The following is a 19,949-nucleotide window of genomic DNA, read 5'->3' on the forward strand; positions in this document are numbered from 1 at the left end:
CTCGTGGTTGTTGTATTGCCCGCGACTACATCGGCGCTCCGGCTGTCCAGCGCAAGAGGGGCCGTGCCGGAGCAGGCGGCTCACGCGGATTGCAGCGCCTCCGTGCGAGCAGCGCGCGCCACGCGCGCCTGCACTTCGGGTGCAGCGGCAAAGGCTTGCAGCGCCGACGCGAGTTCCGGCATGCGCCGGCTGGCCAGCGGCACGTGCGGCGGACGACTGGCGCGCCAGCCCAGCTCCGCTCCCGGCAGAGGATAGACCCCGTCCGGCGGCAGTCCACAAGCCTCGGCCACCGCAACGGCGAATTCCGCCCAGTTGATCGCGCCCCGATTGGCGAGATGAAGCGTGCCGGTGGTCCCGTCGATCAGCTCGTCGAGCACTGCGTTGCACAGGTCGGGCACATAGGCAGGGGAAACGATCTGATCGCTCGCCGCGGGAAAGTCGCGCCCGGCCGCCAGCGCCTCCACCGCCTGCACCGCGAAATTGTGCGGGTCCCAGGGCGAGAAGAACGCCGCGGTTCGCACGATCAGGTGCCGGCCGGGCAAGGCCCCGATCGCCGCCTCCATCGCCGCCTTGCTGCGGCCATAGGCGTTCAGCGGGGTGCACGGATCGGCTTCGGCATAGGGCCGGTCGCGCAGCCCGTCGAACACGAGGTCGCTGGAGAAATCGACCGTCGGGATGCCGCGCTCGGAAGCCGCGATCGCCAGTTTGGTGGCGCCGATGCAGTTGGCGGCGAAACAGGCGGCCTCCGCGTCCTCGGCATCGTCCACCCGCACCCAGCCGGCGGCGTTGATCACCGCCCACGGCCGATAGTCGTCGAGCGCCGCCGCAATCGACGCACTGTCGGCAAGGTCGAGCATCGCTCGATCGGTCAGCACATGTGCCAGGCCGCGAATCGTGCAGGTGCGGGCAAGTGCCCTGCCGAGCGTGCCGGTCGCGCCCGTGATCAGCAGCGGACGCGGGCGCCCCTGCCGTCGCCGCCCCTCCACATCGGGTTCCGGATGCGGATGGCGATGGAACGGCACGCGCAGGTCACGCTGCCACCAGCCCTCCCCTGCCAGTGCGGGATGCGTCGGCTCTGCGCCGCGGGCAAGGGCCTGCAGCAGCGGCACCATCGCCGTGGGCCGGGGCGCGTCGCCGCGCACGTCGAACACGCCGGGCTCGTAGATGCCCGGCGCGGTAAGCAGCGTGTTCCAGCCCGAGGCACCGAAAAGCGACCAGGCGGTGACCGCCCGCACCTCCACGCCTGCGGCGCGTGCCGCCTGCGCATCGTCCCAGGCGTCGCGCATCCACCGCATCTGTTCCTCGCGCGTGCAGCCATTATGCACTTCGGTGATCGCGATCGGGATGCGGTAGCGCCGCCAGGCCTCCGCCAGGGCATTGGCGAGCCCCTTCGGCGCGGGATCGAGCACCCGGACGGCCTCGGTATCGACATAGGCGACCTTGCCGTTGCCGCCCCGCATCGGCTCGGGATAGGCAGTGACGCGCTCGTCGAGGAACCGGTCGCTCGTCAGATAGTGGTTGATGCCGATCACGTCCGGGGGACAGGCCGCGTCGGCGAGCGCCTCCAGTTTCGCGCCAAGGCCGCAACCGGCCAGCCGGTCCCATAAAGGATGGCCGGGGACGACGCGGCCGCACAGCAGGTCCCACCCCATCCACCGGCGATGATTGTCATGGGCGACCTGTTCTCGCGTCCCGGGCGTGCCATAGGTTCTGCCGAGGTCGTCGGTCTGGATCAGCCGCGCCCCCGGCCGAACCCGCCGGATCGCGGCCATGGCGCAGGCCACGCCTTCCACCTGATGCACCAGCGCACGCCAGAAGCTCGCCTCGTCTCGAGCATGGGGATACCAGTGGCCGTAAAGCGCGGAGAACCGCGCGGTGGTGAGCGGTTCGTTGACCGGGGTCCAGTCCGCGATCCAGGGGTAGCGCTCCACCGCCCGCGCCGCAAAATCGCCCAGCTTCGCCCCGAAATCCGGGTCCAGCAGATGGGTGCGCCGCGGCCCGCTGCCGTGATGGACCAGCCCGGCGATCGGCCGGATCTCCAGGTCGCGCAAGCGCGCCAGGCGGGCGTCGCTCCATGCCCAGTCGCAGCGCTCGGGCACGTCGGGAGCGATGCGCTCCCAGAGCAGCGGGAAACGAAGCGCCCGCACGCCGAGTTCGGCGACGCGATCCAGGTCGTCCAGCCGGTCATGATGGCCGGTTTCGGTCGTCTGATCGCGAAACCGATCCTCGACGCGATTCACGGTGCATTCGGCACCGCCCCAAAGTTCGAGTGGTGGCATCCGGTCCCTCAAAGGCTGTGGCAGGGTTCGGCAGGCCCCGCCTGGAAGATGCGGGGTAAACCTGGATCAGGAAATCGGCTCCGCTCGTCGCAAAAGGCAGGCGGATTCCTCCGAAGAAGCGCGTAGCGGGTACATCCGCAATTCACTTCTTCGCCTATAAAAACGAAATGGTTAGCGACGTTTATAAGCAGAACCCGGCAATGCCGGTGGCGGAGTGCGGAACGATGGTCGGGCGTTGGACGGAAACGGAAGCCAAGGCGTGGTTCGCACGCCAGCCCTGGGCGATGGGCTGCAACTTCACGCCTTCCAACGCGATCAACCAGCTGGAGATGTGGCAAGCGGAAACGTTCGACATCGAGGCGATCCGCGCCGAACTGGCGCTGGCGGCGCACGTCGGCATGAACGCGGTGCGCGTGTATCTGCACGATCTGCTCTGGGCCGAGGATCCGGACGGTTTCCTCGCGCGCATCGACACGATGCTGGCGGTGGCGGACGGCTATGGCATCCGGGTGATGCTCGTGCTGTTCGATTCCTGCTGGCACCCCGATCCCGCGCTGGGCCCGCAGCCGGCGCCGAAGCCGGGCGTGCACAATTCCGGCTGGGTGCAGTCGCCCGGCATTCCGGCGCTGCGCGACCTTGGCCAGCGGCCGCGGCTGGAGGGCTATATCAAGGGCGTGGTCGGCCGCTTCCGCAACGATCGCCGGGTGCTCGCCTGGGATATCTGGAACGAACCGGACAATGGACCGGAGGTTTCGCTGTGCGACGCGGGCGAACTGAACGCCAAGGCCGATCTCGTCCTGCCGCTGCTGGTCGAGGCCTTCACCTGGGCGCGCAGCATGCGGCCGGTGCAGCCGCTCACCAGCGGCATCTGGCTGGGCGACTGGTCCTCGCCCGACCTGCTGACGCCGCTGCAGCAGGCGCAGACCGGCCTTTCGGACGTGATCTCGTTCCACAATTACGGCACGGCCGAGGACTTTGCCCAGCGCATCGACTGGCTGGCGGTATTCAACCGGCCGATGTGGTGCACCGAATTCATGGCACGCCCGGCGGGCAGCACGTTCGAGGCGATCCTGCCGGTGGCAAAGGCGAAGAATGTCGGCGCCTTCTGCTGGGGCCTGGTGCGCGGCAAGACACAGACGCACCTGCCGTGGGCGGCTTGGGAAAACCCGAACCTGGCGGGCCTGAAGGACAAGTGGTTCCACGACATCTTCGACGTCGGCGGCGTCCCCTATGACGATACCGAGGTCGAGTTCCTCCGCCTGCTCAGCACGCTGGACGACAAGGCGCCGCATTGGCCGATCATCGCGGTAGAGGCCGGCAAGGACCTCGATCCCGCCAAGCCGGACGACGACGCGCAGGCGGCCTGAGCCCTGCTGCCTGCTGCCAAGCCCCCTCCCGCGCACGGGAGGGGGACGGAGAAACGTCACTCCGCCAGCGCCGCCGCCTTCGCGGGTGCGGCCTCGCGCTCCTCGGCGACATGGCGGCGGTAGGTGGCGAGGGCCTGCCCGACGACCTGGTCCATGTTATAGTAGCGATAGGTGGCGAGCCGACCGACGAACAGCACGCCGCTGGTCGCTTCGGCGAGCGCCTCGTAGCTCTTGAACAACGCCTGATTCTCGGGCCGCGGGATCGGGTAATAGGGGTCCCCTTCCGCACTCGGATATTCGTAGGTCAGGCTCGTGTTCGCGGCCTGCTGCCCGGTGAGATGCTTGTACTCGGTCACGCGCGTGTACGGCACCGCCTCGTCGGGATAGTTCACCACCGCCACCGGCTGCGCCCACTCGCGATCCTCGTGGACATGCTCGAAGCGCAGCGAGCGGTAGGGCAGCTTGCCGAAGCGGAAGTCGAAATACTCGTCGATCGGCCCGGTATAGACGATCTGGTCGAAGCTGAACCGTCGCTTCGCCTCTTCGAAAGTGACGCCCAGTTCGAGGTCGATGTTGGGATGGTCCAGCATCTTCGCGAACATGGCGGTGAAGCCGTCGCGCGGCATCGCCTGGAAGCGATCGGTGAAGTAGCGGTCGTCGGTGTTGGTGCGGGTCGGCACGCGCGCGGTGACGCTCTTATCGAGCTCCGACGGGTCGATCCCCCATTGCTTGCGCGTATAGCCGCGGAAGAAGGTCTCGTAGAGCTCACGGCCCACGGCCGAGATCACGACATCCTCGGAGCTGCGGATCACCGTCACCGGCTCCGCGCGCGCCGCCAGAAAGGCAGCCGCCGCCTCCTCGGTTTCCAGCGCGAGGCCGAACAGCGTGTTCAGCGTCGTCCGGTTGATCGGGATCGGCACCAGCTGCCCGCGCACTTCCGCCAGCACCCGGTGCTCATAGGGGCGCCATTCGGTGAAGCGCGACAGATAGTCGAAGATGTCCGCGCTGTTGGTGTGGAAGATGTGCGGCCCATATTGGTGGATCAGGATGCCGGCCGCATCCTTGTGGTCGAACGCGTTGCCCGCGATGTGCGGCCGCTTGTCGATCACCAGCACGCGCTTGCCCGCATCGGCGGCAAGGCGCTCGGCCATTACCGATCCGGCAAAGCCCGCGCCGACCACGAGATAGTCGTAATGGGTGTTCCGGACGGGCTTGAGCAACGGCTTGTCGGGTTCGGCGACCTGCAGGATCAGCCCCAGCATGCGCGCCGCCACCTGATCCCAGCTCTGCTCTGCAAGCAGCGCATCTGCCTCCGCGCGCCAGGCGTCGCCCTGCGCGCGAAGCGCCAGCGCCTGATTGCAGGCTTCGAGGAAGGCCTCCGCGCCCTCGGCCACGAACACGCCGGCAACGCCGCCATAATGGCGGATCACGTCAACGATCGGCGTGGAGACGACCGGCAGGCCCGCCGCGAGATATTCGGGGGTCTTGGTAGGGCTGATGAAGCGGGTCGCCTCGTTGATTGCGAACGGCATCAACGCGACGTCCCAGCCGCCGGCATAGAGCGGCAGCTCGGCATAGCCCTTGCCGCCAAGCCAGGCGATGTTCGGGCGCTGCGGAAGTTCGGCAGGATCGATCTTCACGACCGGCCCGACCATCACGATCGTCCAGTCCGGCCGCGCATCGGCGAGCGCGGCGATCAGTGCCAGATCCATCCGCTCGTCGATGACGCCGTAGAAGCCCAGGCGCGGCCGTGGCAGTCCCGCCTGGTCGGCCGCATCCTGCACCAGAGCGCGCCCCTGCGCGAAATGCGCGGTGTCGACGCTCGATGGAAATGGGTGGACGGAGCCATGGCTTTCGCGCTTCGCTTCGTACAGGCTGTAGCCGCCGGTGAAGATCAGGTCGGCCAGCCCGAACAGTTCCTGCTCCAGCGACATCAGCTCGGGCGGCGCAAAGCGGAAGTTCTTCAGTTCATCCATGCAGTCGTAGACGGTGCACGACGCATCGAGATGCCGCGAGAAGGGCAGCATCATCGGGGTATAGTACCAGCGGATCAGCCGCTCGCCGATGCCCGCGACATGATCGTCGAGCAGTGCCCGCAGCGCCGCATCCCGCGCCTGTTCCTGAAGATCGCCGGGCAGATGCGGCACCGCCACCGTCACGCCCGCCTCTTCCTCGCGCAGTTCCAGCCAGGGGGTGGGACTGGCGTCCTCGATCGGCTCCTCCCAGAACAGCACATCCATGTTGCGGGCGAACCGCATCATGAGATGCTGTGGTCGCTGAAAGACGAAGTTCCAGCGAAGGTGCGAGAAGCAGATCAACGCAAAGTTGCTGCTAGGGCGATCATTGGCGGCGTGTAGGGTCAAGGATGGTTTCCCCGTTGCGTTCAACAGAGAGAACCCGTGCAAGCTTCACGCCGTTCCATGACAGGGCAAACAATTCTTTTGAAACCACCATGATGCAAGTTAATGCACCGGCTTCCAGTTTGCGCATCGGCAAGCGGGCAGTGCCGTTGCACCGCCCGCCGCCATGTCACGCCGCGTCGACCATCACGATTTCGCTGTCTTCGATCGCGGTGATCTTCACGATTTCCACGTCCTTGATCGCGGCGCCGTCCCGGGCATTGATGCGCGTGCCGTCGATCTCCACGGCGCCGGTTGCAGGCACCAGATAGGCGCGGCGATCGCTGCCAAGCACATATTCCGCGCTCTCGCCCGCACGGAGACTGGCTCCCACCACCCGCGCATCGGTACGGATCGGCAAGGCGTCGCCATCGCCTTCGAAGCCGCTCGCCAGCACCACGAACTGGCCGGCCCGGTCGGTCTTCGGGAAGGGCCGCGTGCCCCAGCTCGGCTTCTCCCCACCGAGGGTCGGCTGGATCCAGATCTGGAAGATGCGGGTGGTCTCGTCCTCGCGATTATACTCGGAATGCGCGATGCCGGTGCCTGCCGACATCACCTGCACGTCGCCCGCGACGGTGCGGCCGTGGTTGCCGAGATTGTCCTGGTGGGTGATCGCGCCTTCACGGACATAGGTGATGATCTCCATGTCGCGGTGCGGGTGCGGCGGAAAGCCGGTTTGCGGCGCGATGGTGTCGTCGTTCCACACGCGCAGATTGCCCCAGCTGGTGCGGGCCGGATCATAATAGTTGGCGAAGGAGAAATGGTGCTTTGCGTCAAGCCAGCCATGATTGGCGCCGCCAAGGCTGGAAAAGGGACGAAGTTCGATCATTGTGGGTCTCCCTGTGGGGCGCGCCGGATCGCGGCGCTGCTGTGATGCCCCGGAGATAGGCGGGCTCGACTTCGCCATGCAGTCGGATAAGTTTGGCGCAAACGTTCCAGGAAATAGAAATGTCAAACCCGGGCACCCCCACTTTCGATCAGCTCCGCATCTTCCTTGCCGTGGTGGACAGCGGCAGCTTCGCGGGGGCGGGGCGGCAGCTGAACCGCGCGGTTTCGGTGATCAGCTACGGCATCGCCAATCTCGAGGCGCAACTGGGCGTGCTGCTGTTCGATCGCGAGGGCACCAAGAAACCGCGTCTGACCATGGCGGGCGAAGCCGTGCTGGCCGAGGCGCGGACGGTGTCGCAAGGCATCGATGGCTTGCGCGCCAAGGTGAAGGGGTTGCTCGACGGGCTGGAGGCGGAGGTGAACCTCGCGGTCGACGTGATGCTGCCCACCCGCCGGCTGGGTGAAGTGCTCCGCGCCTTCCGCGCCGAATTCCCGACGGTGACGCTGCGGCTGCACGTCGAGGCGCTGGGGGCGATCACCAGCCTGGTGCTGGAGGGCAAGGCGGTTCTCGGCCTTTCCGGGCCGCTGGCGCAGGGCGTCAACGGCATCGAGTGCGAAGCGGCCGGATCGGTGGCGATGGTACCGGTGGCGGCGCCCGACCATCCGCTGGGCCGGATGGACCCGATCCCGCCCGGCGCGGGGCGCGACCATGTCCAGCTCGTCCTGTCGGATCGCTCGCCGCTGACCGCCGGCCGCGACTTCGCGGTGATGAGCCCGCGCACCTGGCGGCTCGCCGATCTCGGCGCCAAGCACGCGCTGCTCCGCGAAGGCATCGGCTGGGGCAACATGCCGCTGCCGCTGATCGAGCCCGATCTGGTCGCCGGCACGCTGGTGCGGCTGGCGATGCCCGAGAGCCCCGGCGGCATGTACCGCTTCAGCGCGATCTGGCGGCGCGATGCCCCGCCGGGCCCGGCGGCATCGTGGCTGCGGACGCGGTTCGTGGAGGTAGGGCGCGAAGATGCGGATCTGGAGGACCTGGGCGAGGTCTAGGTCGTGCAGGCTTGCCGCGATGGGGAAGACCGGCGGCGGCCTCGCCCCCCACCTTTTCAGCAGGAACCCGGGGACCCGCGCCCATCGCCTTCGGTCATAGCGGCGAATCGAAGAAGAAATAATGTTCGATCAGCTTGCCGTCTTTCGCCCGCGCGACGTCGACGCCGCTGACGCTGGTTTCGCCCGGGGGACCGCCTTTCCACCGTGCCGTGGCGACGCCGTGATGGCCGAGGCCCGGCCCGTCGATTTCGAACCGGAACCCGGCCGGCATGTCCGCAAGGACGCCCGCGACAACCTCCGAGATGGCCTGATGGCCGCTGACCGCCCGCGCCGGTTCGAAAATCGTCGCGTCCGCATGATAGATCGCATCCATCGCGGCAAGACGGACGGCATCATCCCGCTCGTTCCACACGCGCTGGATGCTCGCGTGCAACAGGTCGACTGCTGAAGGTTCGGACAAAACATGCTCCTGTGCCGACAAGCTCACCCGTTCTTCAGGTGCTGCGCATCTTCTATTTGACGAACTAGCCGCCTAGTCACAAGTTGCTTTCAAACACTTCCGCGGGCGGATGGAGAAGCGGGGAAGATCGGCGTCATGCACCGGATATGGTTGTTCGCGCTTCTACCGGGGGTAGCGGCGGCATCGCCGATGCCGCCGCATCAGGCGCCCGCGGTCGCCCGGCAGGAGGGCGGGCAGGAGAGCGACGAAATCGTGGTGACCGGTCCGCGCCTGCGGGCGACGAAGATCGACTATCGGCGAAAGGGCGCAACCGTCACCCATTGCGGCGCGAGAGACGGCCAGCAGAATCCTGCCTTGGTTTCGGCAACCTGCAGCTTCGTGGAAGCGTGCGTCTCTCAAGGGCAGCGAACCCCACCCGCACTGTCGGACTGCGTGGAGGCCAGAATTGCCGCTCGGGAAAGGCGATCTGCCGATCCCGTCGGCGCACGGAACCGCTAGAACAGGATCGCCCCGCCGGTCACCAGCCGGAAGTCGGGCGAATGGTGGTTCAGCCCGGCCACCGCCAGCACGTCGAACTGCAGCACCTTGGTCGGCCGCCACGCCGTCGACAGCGCCGCCAGCGCGTGGGTTTCATGGCCCTCCGGATCCTGGTCGCGCTCCAGCGAAAACTCGGCGGTGGTCGAGACCTGCTCGCTGAACTTGTAGCGCAGGCTGGTGATGCCGCTATAGGCGAAGTGCCGGCCGACACCGCTCTGGTTCGCCGCCGCATCGGCTTCGCCGGTGAAGGCGATGGCAACCTTCTCGGTCAGGTTGTACTGCACCGGCACGATCACGCCCGCACCCCAGGTGCCGTCCCCGACCGGATATCTGCCGGTAGGCGCCGTGACGAAGGCCTCGACACCGGCGGAAAAAGGCTTCCCTTTCTCGCCCGCGAGGTGCTGGCGCACGGCGAAGCGCAGGTCGCCCGTACCGCGGATCGTGTCGATCGCGCCGGTCGCCTTGTCCCGCGTCCGATCCTGGCCATAGGCGGTCCAGCCCAGCTGGACCTCGGTCTTCGAGGCAATGCCGACCCGCACCAGCAGATCGGATGCGACGATGCGGTCCTCGCGCTGCGATGCCTGGTCGTCCCGCTCCCAATCGAGAAAGGAAGCCTCGACATGGACCCGCCCGGGCTCGGTCGTGCAGCTGGATCCGCCGATGCTCGGCCGGGTCGGGCAGAAACGCGGATCGTCGTCGTCGGCCAGCGCCGATCCCGCCGCGAGCAACGCCGCTGCCACCATCCCTGCCTTGAGCGCGCTTCGCCGCATATCGTCCCCCCTGATCGTGATGGGGGCCCAACGAGGCGTGTTACAAATTGTTTCGGCAGGCGCCGCTCAGCGATCCCGGATGGCGTGTTCCAGATCCGCCGCATGGGCGGCCGCCGGCTCGGTGGGCGCCGCTGCATCGGCCAGCTCGGTTTCGACGCGCGCACCACCTGTCAGCGTGCGGTGGACCGGGCAGCGATCGGCGATCTCCAGCAGCCGCGCGCGCTGCACGTCGTCGAGGCTGCCCTCGATCTCGATCCGTCGGGTGAACAGGTCCGCGGGGACCACGCCCGCCTGGCGCTGGTGCCCGGCAAGCGTGCGAATGCCGGTGACCGGCCAGCCTTTCTGCAGCGCATAGACGCGGAGCGTCATTGTCGTGCACGCCGCCAGCGCCGACGCCAGCATCTGATAGGGCGTGGGTCCGGAGCCCAACCCGCCCACGGACACGGGTTCGTCGAGCATCAGGGCGACGCCGGCAACCTGTACCGCCACTTGGAACTTGCCTGCGCCCGTATCGCGCGCGATCGCATCCAACGCCAATTCCGTGCTCATGCCGCCTGCTCCGCCAGTTGGGTCTCGATCGCGATACCCTGCTTCAACGTGAGCGTCACGGGCGTGCGCTCCGCTATTTCGGCCAGACGGGCGCGACCGGCCTCGTCCGGCCCGGATACGGTCAGCACGCGCTTGATGCGCCGCGTATCGGGCGTGCCGAGGAGGCGCAGGTCGACGTCGAGCCTATCGATCCGCCAGCCCTTGCGATCGGCGTACATGCGCAGCGTCATCGCCGTGCACGCGCCCAGTGCCGCGAGGAGCAGGTCGTAGGGCGCAGGCCCGGCATCCTGGCCGCCATTGCTCGGCGGTTCGTCCGCCAGCAACGCGTGGCGACCGGCCTGAAGGCGGGTCTCGAGCAGGTCGGGACCGATATGGGCGGTTGCGTGTGCCATGGCCGTTGCGCCTCAGATCGCCAGCAGCGCGATCGCTTCGATCTGCGCGGGGTTGAAGCCATGATCGGCGAGCACCGGGGCGAGATCCGCCGCGGGCTTGCGTTGCCGCCGGGTGGTGCAGACGAACTGGCGAATCGCCTCCAGCCGGGGATCGGCGAGCGGTGTCAGCCGGCGGGATCCGAACAGCGTATCGGCAATGCGGCCCAGCATAGAGGACCGTGCCGAGACGGAAACAGCCGCGCAGCCGCAAGCAGCCGCATCCTGGAACGCGACGGAAACCGCTGCCCATTCGGTCCTGCTCAGTTCGGGCGTTGTGAGACGATCCATCGAAACCTCCTGTGTTCGGCGCTTGGTACCGTACGGCAGCTGTTCGGATCAGCGGGATAGTCTTGGCGGTTTCGTTCGAGATTCTCGGAAAGCTGCTTTTCCATTTCATCGAACGTTTCGCGCGGAATTATTCCACTCCCCGGACGCCGACCGACAGCGCATTTCTCCGTCACGAGGCGAGGCAGATTGGTCCCCGCCATCCTCTGGAGACACATCATGGCTACTGCACCCTTTCCCGCCGCCGCTACCCCTACCAAGGTTCAGTCGGCTCTGCCGCTGGTTGGCCGCATCGGCATCGCCGCGATCTTCCTGTTGAGCGGCCTTTCCAAGCTAGCCGCTCCCGCCGCGACCATCGGCTATATCGCCGCGTCCGGCCTGCCGCTGCCGCAGCTGGGTTTCGCCATCGCGCTGCTCGTCGAGCTGGCGGGCGGCACCGCGCTGATCCTCGGCTATCGCACCCGGATCGTCGCTGGCATCCTCGCCGCCTTCTCGGTGGCGACCGCCCTCGCATTCCACGGCGCGATGGGCGACCAGAACCAGTTCATCCATTTCTTCAAGAACATCGCGATGGCGGGCGGCCTGCTGCAGGTGGTTGCGTTCGGCGCCGGCGGCTGGAGCCTCGACGCCCGCCGCTGATCGGCGTGACATTGCACGATCCAGGGGCCGCAGCCGATCGCTGCGGCCCCTTTTCTGCATCCCATCCGTACGTACAGGCGAAGCGCCGGCCCGGCGCTGCTACATCGCGGGTCGAGGAGATCGCCATGACCCGCTGCACCCACATGAATGCCCAGACCGTGCACACGGTAACGCCCAGCGCAAAGGGATGCGAGGAATGCCTGAAGAGCGGTAGCTGGTGGGTCCATCTGCGGCTGTGCCGCGAATGCGGCCATGTCGGCTGCTGCGACCAGTCGCCCAATCGCCACGCTACCGCGCATTTCCACGAAACCGGTCATCCGATCATGGAAGGCTATGACCCGCCCGAAGGCTGGGGCTGGTGCTATGCCGACGGAATCGAAGTCGATCTGCCGGACCAGACGCCGCAGCGCGGGCCGATCCCCCGCTTCTTCTGAAAGCGCGCGTGACAGGGGCGGGCCGCGCGCTAAGACGATCGCGATGACTGCGTTACCGCTGCCGCGATGAGCCACGCCCCCTCCCCGGCGCCACGGGCCGCGCTGCTGCTGTTCGGTGCCGGAGACTTCGCGTTCAACCTCTACTGGCAGGCGGTGAACCTCTATCTGCTGTTCTTCTATATCGACACGCTGCGGCTCGCCCCCGCGCTCGCCGGCACGCTGTTCCTGATCGGCGCGGGCTGGGACGGCGTCGCGGACTTCGCAGCAGGCGTCGTCGCCGAGCGGATGCGGCGGCCCTATCGCTGGCTGATCGGCTGGGGCGCGCTGCCGCTGGGGCTCGCCTTCATCGCGATGTTCGCGGCACCGAAGGGAGCTTGGGGCACCGCGCTGGCCGCGCAGATGGGCTTCCGCACGCTCTACGCCTTTACCAATATCCCCTACGCCGCCTGGACGACCCGGCTGGCCGGCACCAGTGCCGAGCGCTCGCTGCTCGCCGGGCTGCGGATGATCTTCGGCGCCGTCGCCGCGACCCTCGTCGCCGGAACGCTGCCGGGCCTGGTGCAGGCGCTGGGCAGCTTTGCAGCGGCCAGCACGCTGCTTGCCGCGATGGGCGTGCCGCTGCTGCTGGCGATCGCGTGGCGCGTTCCCGAACGGCGCCCGACCATCGGGCTAGCGGTCCGGCATCGCATCGGCCCCGCCCTGGCGCTGCTGGCCGGCAATCGCGCATTCGTCGCGCTCAACCTCGCCGCGGCGGCGGGCGCGGCGGCATCGGCGCTCACCACCCAATCGGTGCTGTACTATTTTCGCTATGTCCTCGCGGACGATCCCGCGGGGCCCCGTGCGCTCGCGGCGATGGCATTCGCCAGCCTCGTCGCAACCCCGCTCTGGACCATCGCGGCACGCAGCGCGGGCGCGCGGGCGGCGTGGCTGGTCGCGTGCGGACTCGCGCTCGCGCTGCCGGCGGGTTTCGTGCTGATTCCGAACCCGGACGTCGGCGCGGCAACGCTGTTCCTGCTGGGCATGCAGGTGGCCTTTGCCGGGTTCGGGCTGGCGGCCTGGACGCTGCTGCCGGACAGCGTCGACTGGGGCGCGGCGCAGAGCGGGGTCCGGGTGGAGGCGATCGCCTTCGGCACCTTTGCGCTCGCCCAGAAGGCCGCGCTGGCGGCGGCAGGGTTCGCGATCGGCGCGATCTACCAGGCGAGCGGCTTCGTCGCCGGCGCGCCGCAGGGTCCGGCGAGCCTCGCGGCGATCCGCTGGCTGATGCTGGCGGGTCCCGCGCTGCTGTTGCTGGCGGCACTCGCCGCGATCCTCGCCCTGCCCTTGCGAAAGGATACGCTGGCCGAACTCGCTGCCTGACGGCCCCCGCCTTCGTGGAGGCGGGAGCCGCTAATGTTTCGCATTAGCCGTCAGATCAGCTCGAAACTGCCGGACACGCCGTCCGCCTCGGCCGAAGGCGCGATCCACAGCTGGAAGCGGCCGGGCTCGACGACGGGCTTGAGCGCCTGGCCGATGAACAGCAGGTCCGCGCGGCTGAGCGTGAAGGTAACCCGCTTCCGCTCGCCGGGCTTGAGCGGCACGCGGCGAAACGCCTTCAGCTCGCGCACCGGGCGCGTGACGCTCGCCGCCACGTCCCGGACGTAAAGCTGCACCACTTCCTCGGCGGCGCGCTTGCCGTTGTTGGCGATCGTCGCCGCGACCGTCAGCGTGCCGTCGGCGCCGAGCTTGCCGCCGCCCAGGTCGAGCTCGCCATAGGCGATTTCGCCATAGGTAAGCCCGTGGCCGAACGGGAACAGTGCCTGGTTGGGAAACTCGCGATAGTGCGTCTTGTATTCCTGCAGCGGGCCGGCCGGATTGGGGCGGCCGGTGGGCTTGTGGTCATAGTGATAGGGCGCCTGCCCGGTCGCCTGCGGGAAGGAGACCGGCAGCCGCGCCGACGGCCCTACGGCCCCGAACAGCACGTCGGCAATGGCGGGCCCATCCTGCGATCCGAGGAACCAGGTCACCAGGATCGCAGGCGCCTTCAGCACCGCGCCCTCCAGCGCCAGCGCGCGACCGTTGCGGAGCAGCACCACGATCGGCTTGCCCGTCGCGGCCACGGCTTCCGCCAGCGCCATCTGCGCGGGGGGCACGACGATCGCGGAACGCGACTGCGCCTCGCCGGACATGCGGGCATGCTCGCCAATCGCCAGCACCACAATGTCCGCCGCCCGGGCAGCCGCTACCGCCGCCTCGATCCCGCCGGGCACCGGGCCCTCGAGCCCGGCGCCTTCGGTGACGCTCACCAGCGCCGGATCCTGGACCAGCGCCTTGACGCCGGTCGCCAGATCCACCGCCTCGGCATCGGTGCCATAGACGTTCCACGGTCCGATCTGGTCGTGCAGGCCACTCGCGAATGGGCCGATCAGCGCGATCTTCTTGCCCGAACGCGGCAGCGGCAGCAGCCCGCCCTCGTTCTTGAGCAGCACGATCGAACGCGACCCGGCCTCGCGGGCCAGCGCCAGATGCTCGCGGGTACGGACCCGCGCCTTTTCCCGCGCCGGATCGATGCGGCGGAACGGATCGTCGAACAGTCCCAGCTGCACCTTCAGCGCCAGCACCCGCCGCACCGCCTCGTCGAGCCGCGCCATCGGCACTTCACCCTTGGCGACCAGATCCGGCAGGTGCTTGATATAGAAGCCGCTCTGCATGCTCATGTCGACGCCGGCCAGGAAGGCGAGCCTGGTCGCCTCGCGCGCATCGGCGGCGAAGCCATGGGCGATCAGTTCCTCGTCCGCCGTATAATCGGACACGACCACGCCCTCGAAGCCCCATTCGCGGCGAAGCACTTCCGTCAACAGCCATTCGTTGGCGGTCGCCGGAATGCCCGACAGCTCGTTGAACGATGCCATCACCGTCGGCGCGCCGGCCGCCAGCGCCGACTGGAAGGGCGGGAAATAGATTTCGCGAAGCGTACGCTCGGAAATGTCGACGGTGTTGTAGTCTAGCCCCGCCTCCACCGCGCCATAGGCCGCGAAATGCTTGGCGCAGGCCGCAACGGCATCGGCAGCCTCCAGCCCCTTCGCCCCTTGAAAGCCCCGCACGCGTGCCGCCGCCATCAGCTTGCCGAGCAGCACGTCCTCGCCCGCGCCCTCGACGCTGCGGCCCCAGCGCGCGTCGCGGGTGATGTCGACCATCGGCGCGAAGGTCCAGTCGATGCCCGACGCCGCCGCCTCGATCGCCGCGGCGCGCGCGGTGCGCTCGGCCAGATCAGGATCGAAGCTGGCCGCCTCGCCCATCGGTACCGGGAAAACGGTACGGAAGCCGTGGATCACGTCGGCGGCGAACAGCAGCGGGATCTTGAGGCGCGATTCGCGCACCGCCACCGTCTGCATGCGCTTGGCCATTGCGGCGCCGTTTCCGTTGAACACGCCGGTCAGGCGCCCGGCGCGAACCTCGGCCAGCTGCCCGTCGAAGTTGGACGACGCGCCCGCCGGGTTGAGCGTCACCGCCGCGCCGCCGGACCAGGCAGCCGCCATCAGGGTAAGCTGGCCCGCCTTCTCCTCGACGGTCATCTTGGCGAGCAGCGACTCGACCGCAGCGGGCAGCTTCTTGCTACCCGCCTGGAGCAGCATCGCCCGCGCCGGGCTCGCCGCCCAGGCCGCCGCAGCGCTCGCCCCGATCAGCACCGCACGCCTGGAAATTTGGCCGTCGTTCACGCGTTTCCTCCCACAGCGCGACCCAAGATCGGCCGCCGCATCATCAATCTTGCAACCCGCTATTGCTTCATGTAACCGGTTACATCAAGAGCTTGACGCCGCAACGGTCAAACAAGCCGCCACAACCCAAGACCCAGGAGGGGACGAAGACCGCCATGCCGAACGCCACGATCCGCGATGTCGCGCGCGAAGCGTCGGTGTCCGTCGCGTCGGTGTCGCGTGCCCTCAATGGCGCCACCAACATTCGCCCCGAACTGCGCGATCACATCCGCGACGTCGCCAAGCGACTCGGCTATGTGCCGCATGCCGGCGCGCGGAATCTCAGCCTCGCCCGCTCCTCGACGATCGGCGTGGTCGTGCCCGATCTGCACGGCGAATTCTTCTCCGAACTGCTGCGCGGCATGGACCGCCAGGCCTCCGAACTGGGCCTGCATCTGCTGCTGATGGTGATGCACGGCGAGGCTGACCGCGGCGTCACCGCGCTCCACGCGATGCGCGGGCGGGTGGACGGGCTGGTGGTGATGGCGCCGCAGATCACCTCGGACGAGCTGTTCGCACATCTGCCGAAGTCGATGCCGTCGGTGCTGGTCAACTGCGCCCCGCACGAAGGCGTGCGCCCCGAACTGCGCGTAGACAACGTTGCCGGAGCGGTGGCGGTGATCGAGCATCTCGCGGCGGGCGGCTGCCGACGGATCGTCCATGTCGCCGGGCCCGAGGCCAATATCGATGCACGCGAGCGTCTGCGCGGCACCCGCGAGGCCTGCGCGCGGCTGGGGCTGGAACTGCGCGTGCTGCAGGGCGACTTCAATGAGGATTCTGGCACGGCCGCGATCGCGACGCTCCACGCCGAACGCGCCGCGTTCGACGCCGTGTTCGCCGCCAATGACATGATGGCGGTGGGCGCGCTGATGGCGCTGAAGCGCGCAGGGATTGCCGTCCCCGATCAGGTCGCGGTGGCGGGGTTCGACAACATCCCGCTCACCCGCCTCATCTCGCCGGCGCTTACCACCGCCAGCATCGACATTGCCGAATTCGGCGCGCGTGCCGTGGTGCGCCTCGCCGGACTGATCGACGGCGCCGCCGACGACACGCTCGAATGGCGCGCGCCGATCGTCATCGCGCGGGAATCCACCCGCCAACCACCCAAAAATACAACAGAAAACCCGATCCGCCGGGGAGATAGAGAGTAACCATGAACAAGCTAGTATTGCGTTCCGCATTGCTGACGATGACCGTGCTGGGCACCGGTGCCCTGCTCGCCCCCGCCCCCGCCATGGCCCAGGTCGGCCAGGCGTCGCTGCGCGGCACGATCACCACGCCGGCCGGCAACCCGGTCGTCGAAGTCACCGCGATCGAGGTTTCGACCGGCATCCGCCGCAGTGCGACGGCGGGTGCGGACGGCAGCTACAACTTTGCCTCGCTCCGCCCGGGCACCTATCGCCTCGAGATCAAGCTGCAGAACGGCGTCCGCAATTCGGACGCGTTCACGCTGCGCGTCGGCCAGAATGCCGGGCTCGACCTCGATCTCTCGACCCCGGCCGACACCGCCGCCGCGCCTGCAGCGGGTGAGACCGCACCGGCCGGCGGGGACGAGATCGTCGTAACCGGCAACCGCATCCGCTCGCTGGACGGCGGCCAGGTCGGCATCAACATCACGCAGCGGCTGATCGAGCAGTTGCCGCAGAACAACCGCAACTTCCTTGCCTTCGCCGATCTCGCACCGGGCGTGCGCTTCATCGAGAGCGCCGACGGCTCGTCGCGCATTCAGGGCGGCGCGCAGGACAGCCGATCGGTGAACGTGTTCATCGACGGCGTCAGCCAGAAGGATTACGTCCTCAAGAACGGCATCACCGGCCAGGACAGCTCGGCGGGCAATCCCTTCCCGCAGCTCGCGATCGGCGAGTATCAGGTGCTCTCGTCCAACTACAAGGCCGAGTTCGACCAGGTAAGCTCGGTGGCGATCACCGCCGCGACCAAGTCGGGCACCAACGAGTTCCACGGCGAAGGCTTCATCGACTTCACCAACCAGGATCTACGCTCGCGGCGGCCGACCGAGATCTACCCGACCACGCGCGACAAGGTAAACTCGAACAACAAGCAATTCGGTCTCGCGCTGGGTGGGCCGATCATCCAAGATCGCGCGCACTTCTTCGTGACGTACGAAGGCAAGCGGATCGACAGCCCCTATGACGTGCGGCCGGAGAACGGCTTCCCGGTCAGCGCGGTCCCGTCGCAGTACCAGCAGAATTTCGGCAGCTTCTCGCAGCGCTTCAACGAAGACCTGTATTTCGGCAAGATCGACATCGAGCCGAGCGACAAGGACCTGATCGAGCTCACCGGCAAGTATCGCAAGGAATCGGGCTCGCAGATCGCCACCGGCATCAACGCACCGAGCACCGCGACGCTCAACAAGGTCGACGAGAAGCGCTTCATGCTCCGCTGGCAGCGCAGCGAGGACAACTGGATCAACGACGCGCGCGTGTCCTACCAGGACACGAAGTGGGCGCCGACGCCGGAGACCTTCGGCAACACCACCTTCTTCCAGGCCTCGACGCTCAACAACGGCAACTTCACCCGCACCGACCTGCTGCGCTTCGGCGGCGGCGGCAGCCAGCAGGACAAGGGCCAGAAGGGCTGGACGCTGCAGGACGACTTCACCTGGACGGGCTTCAACGGCCACACCATCAAGATCGGCACCAAGGCGAGCTTCATCCGCCTGCGCTCGATCGAGCAGAACCGCGCCAACCCGCAATACACCTACGATATCAACGCATTCAGCCCGACCGGCTTCAACGACCAGGTGCCGTATCAGCTCGAGTTCGGCGTCCCCACCGGCAACGGCCCGATCGACATCCGTTCGAGCAACTTCCAGTTCGGCGTCTATGCGCAGGATGATTGGGACGTGACGTCGCACCTGACGCTCAATCTCGGCCTGCGCTGGGATTACGAACGCACCCCGGCCTTCGTCAACTTCGTGACCTCGCAGGAAAATCTGACGGCCATCTCGCCCGCCAACTATCCGAACTTGGTCAACGCCGACTACAACATCAACGACTTCATCTCGAACGGCCGCAACCGGAAGACCTTCACCGGCGCCTTCCAGCCGCGCCTCGGCTTCACCTATCGCATCGACGAAGCCGGCCGGTTCGCGGTGTTCGGCGGCTATGGCCGATCCTATGACCGCAACCAGTTCGACTTCCTGCAGCAGGAAGTGAACCAGGGCGCCTACGCGGTCCGCCGCTTCAACTTCCTCGGCGCGGATTCCAATCCCAACAACGCCTGTGTGGGCGCCGATGCGTCGACCTGCCTCACCTGGAACCCGATCTACCTGACCCCGGAAGGCCGCCAGCAACTGCTCGCCGGGGCGGCCGGCGGCGGGCGCGAGTTCCGCTTCCTCAAGAACGACCTGAAGGTCCCCTATTCGGACCAGTTCAGCCTCGGCATCCGCGGCCGATTCCAGCAGGTCAGCCTGGAACTGGGCTACAGCCATGTGGCCAGCAAGAATGGCTTCGCCTTCCTCCTCGGCAATCGCCGTCCGGACGGCAGCTTCTTCTTCAACGATCCGGCGAACCCGACCGACACGCCGGCACCGCCGTTCGGCTTCTCCCCGCCGGGCTATAACAGCATCATCCTCGGCACCAACGGGCTGAAGACCAATGCGGACTCGGTCTACTTCAAGCTGACCAAGACCTACACCCAGGCCTCGCCGTGGAGCCTGGATGCGACCTACACCTACACCGAAGCCACCGAGAACCAGCTCGGCGAGACCTATCTGCTCGATTTCCCGTCGATCAGCGATTATGCGATGCTGCGCTCGTCCGGCGTGCCGCGGCACCGCTTGGTGATGGCCGGCAGCATCGATCTGCCGCTCGGCTTCGCCTTCTCGTCCAAGCTCCAGGTCGAATCGGCCGCCTATCAGAAGGCGATCCTCAACCAGTCCAACCCGTTCCAGCGCGTCATCGTCGGCCGTGAGACGGACGGCTCGGGCGGCGGCTGGGGCCGGCGCCAGATCGACATGGCGCTCACCAAATATGTGCCGATCCGCTTCATCAGCGACCAGACCCGCCTGCGCTTCCGCGTCGACGTGCTGAACGTGCTCAACGACTATAACTACATCACCTTCAACAACGACCCCGCCTCGCAGAACTGGGGCGCACGGAGCAGCTACGACGTCGGCGGCAACCCGCCGCGCACGGTGAAGCTGTCGGTCGGCTACTCCTTCTGAT

16 protein-coding genes are annotated in these 19,949 nt (G+C 67.5%); 7 read left to right on the forward strand and 9 right to left on the reverse strand.

The features are described 5' to 3' along the window. Window positions 1–80 precede the first annotated feature (80 nt). The gene (locus tag SPI01S_RS04390; RefSeq protein WP_066718642.1) at window positions 81–2,279 is read right to left on the reverse strand and encodes a family 1 glycosylhydrolase; all 2,199 of its coding nucleotides are present in this window, start codon (window positions 2,277–2,279) and stop codon (window positions 81–83) included. Window positions 2,280–2,446: 167 nt separating this feature from the next. On the opposite strand from SPI01S_RS04390, the gene SPI01S_RS04395 reads away from it, so the two are divergent. Beyond that, a complete protein-coding gene (locus SPI01S_RS04395; protein WP_245653463.1) occupies window positions 2,447–3,646 on the forward strand; it encodes a cellulase family glycosylhydrolase in 1,200 nt (399 codons plus the stop codon). Between the two features lie 56 nt (window positions 3,647–3,702). On the opposite strand, the gene glf is transcribed toward SPI01S_RS04395, so the two are convergent. Continuing rightward, window positions 3,703–5,907: a UDP-galactopyranose mutase gene (glf, locus tag SPI01S_RS04400; RefSeq protein WP_066718644.1), complete on the reverse strand. Its 2,205-nt coding sequence runs from the start codon at window positions 5,905–5,907 to the stop codon at window positions 3,703–3,705. 268 nt (window positions 5,908–6,175) lie between these two features. Further along, window positions 6,176–6,874, reverse strand: coding sequence for a pirin family protein (locus tag SPI01S_RS04405; protein ID WP_066718648.1), 699 nt, complete (start codon window positions 6,872–6,874; stop codon window positions 6,176–6,178). Between the two features lie 119 nt (window positions 6,875–6,993). Here SPI01S_RS04405 and SPI01S_RS04410 point away from each other — a divergent pair, with 119 nt between their 5' ends. Next, window positions 6,994–7,923: a LysR family transcriptional regulator gene (locus SPI01S_RS04410; RefSeq protein ID WP_066718651.1), complete on the forward strand. Its 930-nt coding sequence runs from the start codon at window positions 6,994–6,996 to the stop codon at window positions 7,921–7,923. Window positions 7,924–8,017: 94 nt separating this feature from the next. Here SPI01S_RS04410 and SPI01S_RS04415 read toward each other — a convergent pair whose 3' ends face one another. The 5 genes from SPI01S_RS04415 to SPI01S_RS22115 all read right to left on the reverse strand — a co-directional run bounded on the left by SPI01S_RS04415 (window position 8,018) and on the right by SPI01S_RS22115 (window position 10,958). Further along, the gene (locus tag SPI01S_RS04415; protein WP_066718654.1) at window positions 8,018–8,383 is read right to left on the reverse strand and encodes a nuclear transport factor 2 family protein; all 366 of its coding nucleotides are present in this window, start codon (window positions 8,381–8,383) and stop codon (window positions 8,018–8,020) included. A 494-nt stretch (window positions 8,384–8,877) separates the two neighbouring features. Further along, window positions 8,878–9,690: a transporter gene (locus SPI01S_RS04420; RefSeq protein WP_066718657.1), complete on the reverse strand. Its 813-nt coding sequence runs from the start codon at window positions 9,688–9,690 to the stop codon at window positions 8,878–8,880. Window positions 9,691–9,756: 66 nt separating this feature from the next. Next, window positions 9,757–10,239: an OsmC family protein gene (locus tag SPI01S_RS04425; protein WP_066718660.1), complete on the reverse strand. Its 483-nt coding sequence runs from the start codon at window positions 10,237–10,239 to the stop codon at window positions 9,757–9,759. Further along, window positions 10,236–10,631 (reverse strand): OsmC family protein, encoded by a 396-nt coding sequence (locus SPI01S_RS04430; protein WP_066718662.1) that lies wholly within the window; start codon window positions 10,629–10,631, stop codon window positions 10,236–10,238. Before SPI01S_RS04430 ends, SPI01S_RS04425 begins: the two co-directional genes overlap by 4 nt. Before the next feature lie 12 nt (window positions 10,632–10,643). Further along, a complete protein-coding gene (locus tag SPI01S_RS22115; protein WP_157084551.1) occupies window positions 10,644–10,958 on the reverse strand; it encodes a hypothetical protein in 315 nt (104 codons plus the stop codon). Window positions 10,959–11,174: 216 nt separating this feature from the next. Here SPI01S_RS22115 and SPI01S_RS04440 point away from each other — a divergent pair, with 216 nt between their 5' ends. The 3 genes from SPI01S_RS04440 (at window position 11,175) to SPI01S_RS04450 (ending at window position 13,384) form a co-directional block, all read left to right on the forward strand. Next, window positions 11,175–11,594, forward strand: a complete 420-nt coding sequence (locus SPI01S_RS04440) for a DoxX family protein (protein WP_066718669.1) — start codon at window positions 11,175–11,177, stop codon at window positions 11,592–11,594. A gap of 125 nt (window positions 11,595–11,719) precedes the next feature. After that, the gene (locus SPI01S_RS04445; protein WP_066718672.1) at window positions 11,720–12,028 is read left to right on the forward strand and encodes a UBP-type zinc finger domain-containing protein; all 309 of its coding nucleotides are present in this window, start codon (window positions 11,720–11,722) and stop codon (window positions 12,026–12,028) included. Between the two features lie 66 nt (window positions 12,029–12,094). Then, window positions 12,095–13,384 (forward strand): MFS transporter, encoded by a 1,290-nt coding sequence (locus tag SPI01S_RS04450; RefSeq protein ID WP_066718675.1) that lies wholly within the window; start codon window positions 12,095–12,097, stop codon window positions 13,382–13,384. Window positions 13,385–13,434: 50 nt separating this feature from the next. Here SPI01S_RS04450 and bglX read toward each other — a convergent pair whose 3' ends face one another. Beyond that, window positions 13,435–15,723: a beta-glucosidase BglX gene (bglX, locus tag SPI01S_RS04455; RefSeq protein WP_066718677.1), complete on the reverse strand. Its 2,289-nt coding sequence runs from the start codon at window positions 15,721–15,723 to the stop codon at window positions 13,435–13,437. Window positions 15,724–15,878: 155 nt separating this feature from the next. Here bglX and SPI01S_RS04460 point away from each other — a divergent pair, with 155 nt between their 5' ends. Next, the gene (locus tag SPI01S_RS04460) at window positions 15,879–16,913 is read left to right on the forward strand and encodes a LacI family DNA-binding transcriptional regulator (RefSeq protein WP_066718679.1); all 1,035 of its coding nucleotides are present in this window, start codon (window positions 15,879–15,881) and stop codon (window positions 16,911–16,913) included. 2 nt (window positions 16,914–16,915) lie between these two features. Beyond that, window positions 16,916–19,948, forward strand: a complete 3,033-nt coding sequence (locus SPI01S_RS04465) for a TonB-dependent receptor domain-containing protein (protein ID WP_245653464.1) — start codon at window positions 16,916–16,918, stop codon at window positions 19,946–19,948. Window position 19,949 lies beyond the last annotated feature (1 nt).

This window comes from Sphingomonas pituitosa NBRC 102491, from assembly GCF_001598435.1.
In the GTDB taxonomy this organism is placed as follows: domain Bacteria; phylum Pseudomonadota; class Alphaproteobacteria; order Sphingomonadales; family Sphingomonadaceae; genus Sphingomonas; species Sphingomonas pituitosa.

Bases quoted from the DNA above. Each gene is read 5' to 3' on its own strand.
- glf (WP_066718644.1), bottom strand. From the start codon at position 5,907: ATGATGCGGTTCGCCCGCAACATGGATGTGCTGTTCTGGGAGGAGCCG.
- SPI01S_RS04430 (WP_066718662.1), bottom strand. From the start codon at position 10,631: ATGGCACACGCAACCGCCCATATCGGTCCCGACCTGCTCGAGACCCGC.
- SPI01S_RS04460 (WP_066718679.1), top strand. From the start codon at position 15,879: ATGCCGAACGCCACGATCCGCGATGTCGCGCGCGAAGCGTCGGTGTCC.
- SPI01S_RS22115 (WP_157084551.1), bottom strand. From the start codon at position 10,958: ATGGATCGTCTCACAACGCCCGAACTGAGCAGGACCGAATGGGCAGCG.
- SPI01S_RS04395 (WP_245653463.1), top strand. From the start codon at position 2,447: ATGGTTAGCGACGTTTATAAGCAGAACCCGGCAATGCCGGTGGCGGAG.
- SPI01S_RS04465 (WP_245653464.1), top strand. From the start codon at position 16,916: ATGAACAAGCTAGTATTGCGTTCCGCATTGCTGACGATGACCGTGCTG.
- SPI01S_RS04410 (WP_066718651.1), top strand. From the start codon at position 6,994: ATGTCAAACCCGGGCACCCCCACTTTCGATCAGCTCCGCATCTTCCTT.
- SPI01S_RS04420 (WP_066718657.1), bottom strand. From the start codon at position 9,690: ATGCGGCGAAGCGCGCTCAAGGCAGGGATGGTGGCAGCGGCGTTGCTC.
- SPI01S_RS04445 (WP_066718672.1), top strand. From the start codon at position 11,720: ATGACCCGCTGCACCCACATGAATGCCCAGACCGTGCACACGGTAACG.
- SPI01S_RS04425 (WP_066718660.1), bottom strand. From the start codon at position 10,239: ATGAGCACGGAATTGGCGTTGGATGCGATCGCGCGCGATACGGGCGCA.
- SPI01S_RS04440 (WP_066718669.1), top strand. From the start codon at position 11,175: ATGGCTACTGCACCCTTTCCCGCCGCCGCTACCCCTACCAAGGTTCAG.
- SPI01S_RS04390 (WP_066718642.1), bottom strand. From the start codon at position 2,279: ATGCCACCACTCGAACTTTGGGGCGGTGCCGAATGCACCGTGAATCGC.
- SPI01S_RS04450 (WP_066718675.1), top strand. From the start codon at position 12,095: ATGAGCCACGCCCCCTCCCCGGCGCCACGGGCCGCGCTGCTGCTGTTC.
- SPI01S_RS04405 (WP_066718648.1), bottom strand. From the start codon at position 6,874: ATGATCGAACTTCGTCCCTTTTCCAGCCTTGGCGGCGCCAATCATGGC.